Source organism: Streptomyces sp., from assembly GCF_031178505.1.
Classification (GTDB): domain Bacteria; phylum Actinomycetota; class Actinomycetes; order Streptomycetales; family Streptomycetaceae; genus Streptomyces; species Streptomyces gulbargensis.
In genome coordinates, this window is sequence record NZ_JAPSIW010000411.1 from 1 (window position 1) to 6285 (window position 6285).

Annotated in this window: 7 protein-coding genes; 3 read left to right on the plus strand and 4 right to left on the minus strand. The window is 71.4% G+C overall.

Going from position 1 to position 6285, the window contains the following annotated elements:
• Positions 1 to 28: 28 nt before the first annotated feature.
• Positions 29 to 694 (minus strand): hemolysin III family protein, encoded by a 666-nt coding sequence (locus RIF68_RS23690; RefSeq protein ID WP_375165735.1) that lies wholly within the window; start codon positions 692 to 694, stop codon positions 29 to 31.
• Between the two features lie 596 nt (positions 695 to 1290).
• Here RIF68_RS23690 and RIF68_RS23695 point away from each other — a divergent pair.
• Entirely contained in the window at positions 1291 to 2136 is an 846-nt protein-coding gene (locus tag RIF68_RS23695) for a DUF1206 domain-containing protein (protein ID WP_309053313.1), read from the plus strand.
• 249 nt (positions 2137 to 2385) lie between these two features.
• Here the strand turns inward: RIF68_RS23695 and RIF68_RS23700 are convergent, their stop codons facing one another.
• Positions 2386 to 3021 (minus strand): TetR/AcrR family transcriptional regulator, encoded by a 636-nt coding sequence (locus RIF68_RS23700; protein WP_309053314.1) that lies wholly within the window; start codon positions 3019 to 3021, stop codon positions 2386 to 2388.
• 124 nt (positions 3022 to 3145) lie between these two features.
• Between RIF68_RS23700 and RIF68_RS23705 the strand changes: the two genes are divergently transcribed.
• Entirely contained in the window at positions 3146 to 4084 is a 939-nt protein-coding gene (locus RIF68_RS23705) for an alpha/beta hydrolase (protein ID WP_309053315.1), read from the plus strand.
• A gap of 158 nt (positions 4085 to 4242) precedes the next feature.
• On the opposite strand, the gene RIF68_RS23710 is transcribed toward RIF68_RS23705, so the two are convergent.
• Together RIF68_RS23710 and RIF68_RS23715 are read right to left on the minus strand one after the other, a co-directional pair.
• Entirely contained in the window at positions 4243 to 5142 is a 900-nt protein-coding gene (locus RIF68_RS23710; protein ID WP_309053316.1) for a 2-dehydropantoate 2-reductase, read from the minus strand.
• Between the two features lie 347 nt (positions 5143 to 5489).
• Positions 5490 to 5705 carry a DUF4287 domain-containing protein gene (locus tag RIF68_RS23715; protein WP_309053317.1) on the minus strand — a complete coding sequence of 72 codons (216 nt, stop codon included), beginning with the start codon at positions 5703 to 5705 and terminating at the stop codon, positions 5490 to 5492.
• 411 nt (positions 5706 to 6116) lie between these two features.
• On the opposite strand from RIF68_RS23715, the gene RIF68_RS23720 reads away from it, so the two are divergent.
• On the plus strand, positions 6117 to 6285 hold a 169-nt coding region (locus RIF68_RS23720; RefSeq protein ID WP_309053318.1), incomplete at its 3' end, for a cold-shock protein.

Genomic DNA, 6285 nt, shown 5'->3' on the forward strand with positions numbered 1-6285 from the left:
TGGGTGAGGCGGCCCGCGCCTCGACCGCTCAGTGAGCGGCAAGGAAGATGGCGATGTAGTGGGCGGTGAAGGCTGCCACCGTCAGCGCGTGGAAGACCTCGTGGAAGCCGAACCAGCGGGGTGAGGGGTTGGGGCGCTGGAGGGCGTAGACGACCGCGCCCGCGCTGTAGAGAAGCCCGCCGGTCACGATCAGGGAGACCACGGCCACCCCGCCGCTGTGCAGGAAGTCGGGCAGGTATCGCACGGGCGCCCAGCCCAGAGCCAGGTAGCAGGGGGTGTACAGCCAGCGGGGAGCTCCGACCCACAGGACGCGGAAGGCGATGCCGACCATCGCGCCCGTCCACACGATCCACAGCAGGACGGACCACTGGTCCGGGGAAAGCAGGATCACCGCGAGCGGCGTACACGTGCCGGCGATGATCAGGAAGATGTTGGCGTGGTCGAGGCGACGCAGAACGGCCTCACCGAGTGGTCCCCAGGTGCCGAGGTGGTAGACGGCGCTGGTCCCGAACAGCAGCCAGGCAGCGACGGAATACACGGTGCAGGCCCATACGGCCTGCGGTGTCCCTGCCAGGCAGATGAGGACGATGCCCGCTGCCAGCGACATGGGGACCATGCCGGCGTGAAGCCAGCCGCGCAGCCTCGGCTTGATCGGGTCCACCAGATCGGCTGCCCGCTCGACCAGGTCGGCCACCGGGCGGGAATCATCGGCGGCCCCGTCGCCTTGCGATCCCGAGGAAAGGCCGGCACCGCGGGCTTGGGCGTCTTCTCGGGGCACTGCTTCCCCTCCCGGAGCGGACTGCTGGGTATCACGGGCAACCACCTGCACATGTTAGGAGCCTGACCGTGACGGGAGCCCCAGAGGTCCGCCTGATCGCACGTAGCCGTCGCCCCGCGGGACGGCTTCGAGGACACTTGTGAATGTGCTCCGATCCCCGCGGAGTGATTCCGGAACCCTGTGTGCGGGACGGTCCGCATGCGGGTGGTGACTTCCGATATGGGACAGCCCTACCGTGGAAGACAGGGAACGGACCCGGGGTTGGTGCCATGCCGGTCGGCCTCGGAGACCCGAACCTGGCCGCCACATCGGCCGGCATGGCATCGCGGTCCGTAGACACCGGGCGCATCGGGGACGCCTTCGCACACTGACTCCGACCAGCGGCGCCCATCCCGGCCGGCGGTGCGCTGTTCAGTGGGGTCCGGCACATGGAGGTGCCAGCCATGGAGCGCAGTCAGGACAGTCCGGCTCAGCCCAGGTCGCGGGGGCGGCGGGTGGCCGACAGTCGTGCGGTGGAGGTCGCGTCCAGGGTCGGGCTCTGCGCCCGGGGAGTGATCTACGTGCTGGTGGGGATTCTGGCCGTGCGGATCGGCCTCGGCAGCGACAGCGGCCAGGAGGCCGACCGGTCGGGCGCGGTGGGGACCCTCGGCGAGCAGCCGTTCGGCCGGGCTCTGCTGTGGGCGCTGGTGGTGGGGCTGGCGGCGATGGCGCTGTGGCGGCTGGCCGAGGCGGCGTTCGGGCAGACGGTGGAGGGCGGCGACAAGTGGAGCCGGCGTCTGGGCTCCTTGGGCATGGCGGTGTTCTACGCGGTGATCTGCATCGGCGTGGCGCAGACGGCGCTGGTCGGCGGATCCGCCGGGGGCCGCCCCGGTGACGAGACGTCGAAGGACTACACCGCCAGGGTGCTGGACTGGCCGGGCGGCCGGGTGATCGTCGGCGTGCTCGGGGTCGTCCTGATCGTCGTGGGTGCGGTGATCCTGGTGCGCGGCCTGATGCGGAAGTTCGAGAAGGATCTCCGGACGGAGGAGATGCGCCCGGCGACGCGGCGGGTCGTCGCGTTCCTGGGCATCGTCGGCGGCGCGGCGTGCGGCGTGGTCGCGGCCGGGGCCGGCCTGTCCGTCCTGCTCGCCGCCGTGCGGTACGACCCCGATCAGGCCAAGGGTCTTGACGAGACCTTGCGCTCGTTCGCCACCACGCCCGCAGGACCTGCCCTGCTGATCGCCGCCGCCGTGGGCCTCCTGCTGTTCGGCCTGTACTCGTTCTGCGAAGCCCGCTGGCGCAAGGCCGCCGAGCACGGGACTCCGGCGGAACGGCCGACCGGGGCCGCGGGCCCGGGGACACGTCCCGGTGCGCCCTAGCAAGGGGAACTCGTCCGGCGGCGCGGGCCGTTCCGGGCGACGGTGCAGAGCGGCTCGGCCCGCGCGTCGGTCCCGCCCTCCCTGACCGAGAAGGGGCGTTTCCCCAGGTCAGACTTCTCATGACCGGCGCCGCGTCGGTGATTCCCGAGCTTATGGCGCGGGTTCGATTCCCGTCATCCGCTCTTCACGCGAAGCCCCGGGGCAGCGACCTGGGGCTTCGTCGCTGCCGATCGAGTGCCTGGTGGCGCATCAGGCCGGGGCCGCGCTCCGCTCGGGCGTCGCGGCAGGCGTGAAGACGCGGTCCAGGTGGTAGCGGAGCACCGCGATCGCCGACTGCGGGGTCCGCTGGCCCACGAGGACGCTGGTGCCCAGGGTCGCCGCCATCGCGAGCAGGCTGATCGCCTCCGTGCGCGCGTCGGCGTCCCGGTCGGCCAGACCGGTCTCCTGCGCCCGCTCGAGGAGGGCGGTCAGGGCGTTCTCCGCGGCGTCGGGCTGGTCGACGAAGGGCTGTGCGGCCAGCGCCTCGTCGGTCACCGAGAGGATCGCGTAGGAGCTGTAGAGCAGATGGAACGTGCGGCTCTCCTCGTCGGTCGGCAGTGAGGCCAGCAGCAGCGCCTCCACCGTGGCGCGCGGGCCCGGGTCCGGGCCGGCGGCGGCCACGCGGGCCCCCACCCTCGCGGTGAAGCGGTCGGTCAGGTGCCGGAGGCCGTAGAAGAGCAGCTTCTCCTTGGTCTCGAAGTAGTACTGCACGAGCCGGAGCGACACACCGGCCTCCGCCGCCACGTCGCGCATGCCCACGGCATGCAGCCCCCGTCGTCCCGCGACCTGGATGAGCGCCTCGGCGATGTGGGCGCGCCGTTCCTCGTGATCCACACGCTTCGGCATGGTTCGGTGTCTCCGCCCGTCGTCTGGGTTCGCGCTCCACTGCCCTGCGCCTTCATGATACCGATGTATCACCTTGATGATACGGTCGTACCACGAAGAGGAAATCCTCACCGGAGGTGCCGCCGTGCCCGAGAACCCCGCCCGCGTACGCCGCGACATCGGCCGCTACGTCGACGACGCCCTGCGCGACCGCTACTTCGCCGCCGCCGACCTCCTCTACGCGAAGGGGGCACCCGCCCGCTACGAGACGGACGTGGAGACCAGCTTCGGCACCACCCACGTCTACCGGTACGGACCCTCGGACCCCGCGGCCGAATCCCGGACGCCCGTCGTCCTGATCCACGGCGCCGGCTACAGCTCGGCGATGTGGTACCCCAACACCCCCGGGCTCAGCCGGAACCGCCCCGTCTACGCCCTCGACACCCCGGGCGACGCGAACCGCAGCGTCCACCGCGAGCCCATGTGGCAGCCCGAGCGCGCCGCTCGGTGGATGGACGAGGCCCTCGACGCGCTCGGCCTCGACCGGGTCCACCTCGTCGGCTCCTCCTACGGCGGCTGGCTGGTGCTCAACCAGGCCCACCGGCGGCCCGGACGGCTCGCCTCGGTCACCGCCCTCGACCCCGGCGGCCTCGAGAAGGTCGGTCTGCGCTTCTTCGCCTGGGTCTTCGTGAGCCTGCTCGCCACCTTCGCCCCGAAGGCGCTGCGCCCCCGGTTCGCCGCGTGGCTGGACCAGCCGGTCATCGCCGTCCCCGAGATGCGCCGGTGGATCCAGCTCGGCGCCCGCGCGTACCGGATCCGCCGCCCCGCGCCGCTGCCGCTGGCCGAGGACGCGCTGCGGTCCATCCGGACCCCGCTCTACGTGATCATGGGCAAGCACAGCCTGCTCGTCCACCCCGAGCGACAGCTGGAACGCGTACCGCGCCTCGTCCCCGGAGCCCGCGCCGAGATCATCACCGCGACGGGGCACGGCCCGCAGATCGACCACCCGGACGTGGTCAACGCCAGAATGCTCGCCTTCATGGAGGACGTCGACTCCCGCGGCCCCGCCGTGGGTGACGCGTAAGGCGGGGCGGGGGAAGCGGTGCGGCCGGCGAACGCCACCCGGTCGGGAGGTGGTTCGCGCCCGAAGCACCGTCGTCCGCTCGGAGGAGCGAGGCCCCCAGGCCGGTGACCTGGGGGCCTCGCCGTTGTCCCGGATCCCTCGAGCACCGCGTGGGGCCGCTACGGCCGCGGCTCCGCGACCGCCGGGGAATCCAGCTCCGCCACGAGACGCGCGGTCGCCGGGGCGTCGATTCCGTGCGCGGCGGCGGCCCGGAGGACGGCTCCGCCGATGGCGTCGAGCTCGATCGGGCGGCCGTTCTCCGCGTCGCGCTGCATCGAGGACTTCATCGTGGCGGGGACGCGGTCGAAGAAGGAGAGCACGGACTCGGCGGTCACGGGGGCGCCCGCGGCGCGGGCCACGGCCGTGATCTCGTCGAGGACGGCGAGCAGTTCGGACCGCCGCTCGCCACGGATGACGCCCACGGGGGCCCGGTGGCGCGTGGTCAGCAGGGCGAACGGGGCGAGGAAGGAGAGCTTGTCCCAGAGCATCGCGCTCTCGTCGGTGCGCAGGTTCACGTCGACGCCGGCGCGGCGGAGGTGGGAGACGATTCCGTCGAGCGGGGCAGCCAGGTCGAGGGCGTTGAACGGACTGGTGTGCGTGATGTGTCCGGGTGACGTGCGGGCGGCCTCGACCCGGATGGTGCCGGCCACGACCCGGGCGGCCGGGTACTCCCGGCGCAGCGCCGCGACGTGGTCGATTCCGTTGAGCAGCGGGATGACGACGCCGTCGCCCACGACCTGCGGCGGAACACGGTCGAGGGCGGCGGCCAGGCTGGTCTGTTTGACGGTCACGAAGGTGACGTCGGCCGGTTCGCGCAGCACGGTGTCGGCCTCGACCGGCGTGGCGAAGTCGCCGTACCGCTCGCTCCGGACGCTCAGACCGTCACGCCGCAGCACAGCGGCGGTCTCCTCGCCGGCGAGGCAGATGACGCGGTGTCCGTCGCGGGCCAGCAGCGCGCCGATCAGGCCGCCGACCCCGCCGGGTCCGAGGATGGCCACGGTCATGGTGGTGCTGGTCATGTGCGTTCCTGTTCGTAGGGAGACCGCGCCCCTGGGCCGGCCTCGTCGCGGAGGTGTTCAGGTCGCGCCCGGCGCGAGGGCCCGTACGGGGGCGGTGCCCCGGTTCCGGCCCATGGGACGCGGGCGTCCCGTCAGCGACAGCGACGCGTTCGGGGTGGCTCCGCGTCCGGCTCCCGGGCAGGGCGACACCGGCGCGGCGGCAGGGGCCGCTTCATCGGCACCGGCCGCGTATCGGCTTCGCGCGCACGGGAGTTGATCCTTCGGGTCACGCGACGAACCTACGGACGCCGGGGGCCGTCGGTAAGGTCCAATTCCGTACTTCTGGAGTGGTCCGGCGCCCCGGTCCGTTACTTGCCGCCGGCCTCCGCCAGGGTGTGGGCGACCAGGGCGTTGGCGTGGCCGTGGCCCAGGCCGTGTTCGGTCTTCAGCCAGGTCACCAGCTCCATGTGCCTGGTCAGCGGCGAGGAACGGATGAGCTCCTTCCACTCGCCGATCGGACGGCCGTACTTCTTCTCGATGGACGGGAAGTAGCTGGCAGGACCCTTCACAGCACGGTCGGTCATGGCGGGCCTTTCCTCGCTTGAACGTGTCGCCTGTTAGGACCGGGCTCGCGAAGCGGAATGATCGGATGTCCGGTGTGCGGTGGGTCACATGGAGGCCGTACCCCTCCGGGGGTCCGGCGATCACCGTCCCGGCCCCTGCGGTCGCCCGGCGTGCGCACGGGATCACCCACCGTCGCCGCGCATTATCTGTGGCGGCCGGATGAGAAATCGGGAAGCCGCGCGGCGAGGGTTTTTGGCGTCGAAAAAGAGTAGGGCAGGAAATCCCGCGCCGGGCGCCAGGGCGTGCTACTGTCGATCTCAGTTGCAGTTGTGGTTCCCGAAACTTCGGTGTCGTATTCCGGCGGGGTAATCATCACGGCGACAAGCGCATCCGTAAAGTGCGGATGCCGAATTGCCCCACAGGAGATATGCATGACTACTGGTACCGTCAAGTGGTTCAACGCGGAAAAGGGTTTCGGCTTCATCGAGCAGGACGGTGGCGGCCCTGACGTGTTCGCCCACTACTCGAACATCGCCGCCCAGGGCTTCCGCGAGCTGCAGGAGGGCCAGAAGGTGAACTTCGACATCGCGCAGGGCCAGA

Coding starts and splice junctions, on each gene's coding strand:
- RIF68_RS23700 (WP_309053314.1), bottom strand. CDS start 3,021: ATGCCGAAGCGTGTGGATCACGAGGAACGGCGCGCCCACATCGCCGAG.
- RIF68_RS23710 (WP_309053316.1), bottom strand. CDS start 5,142: ATGACCAGCACCACCATGACCGTGGCCATCCTCGGACCCGGCGGGGTC.
- RIF68_RS23715 (WP_309053317.1), bottom strand. CDS start 5,705: ATGACCGACCGTGCTGTGAAGGGTCCTGCCAGCTACTTCCCGTCCATC.